Source organism: Adlercreutzia sp. DFI.6.23 (genome assembly GCF_024462535.1).
Taxonomy (GTDB): Bacteria; Actinomycetota; Coriobacteriia; order Coriobacteriales; family Eggerthellaceae; genus Adlercreutzia; species Adlercreutzia rubneri.
This window is the reverse complement of the sequence record NZ_JANGBP010000302.1, coordinates 1-336: the sequence shown is the minus strand read 5'-3', so window position 1 is coordinate 336 and position 336 is coordinate 1. Positions and strand designations below refer to the sequence as shown.

The 336-nt window shown below is 64.6% G+C and carries 1 pseudogene; it reads right to left on the bottom strand.

From position 1 onward, the window contains the following. Positions 1 to 336, bottom strand: a pseudogene (locus tag NE591_RS13465) (glucose-6-phosphate isomerase); the annotation flags it as partial.

Sequence of the window (336 nt, the reverse complement as noted above, 5' to 3'; positions counted from 1 at the left end):
GAAATCGCCGGGCTGGATGGAGGACAGCAGCGCGTAGAGCGCCGCGTGCAAATCCTCGCAGCCCTCGAACATGGGCGCGAAGGACACTTCCACGCGACCCATGTCCACATCGGTCGTGAACACCTCGGTGAAGTCGGGTTCGGGCTGGCCGTTCTTCAGGATGTCGAGCACCTCAGCCTTCGCGGAGGCCACGTCGGGCTGGTCGAAGGGGCACACGCCCATGAGGTAGCCGCACATAGCGATGGCGGACTCCCACATGACGAAGTGCTCGGCCAGCTCCTCCACGGTGTCGATGCGGTAGTTCAGCCGCGGGATGGCCGGGTCGATGTAAGCGAG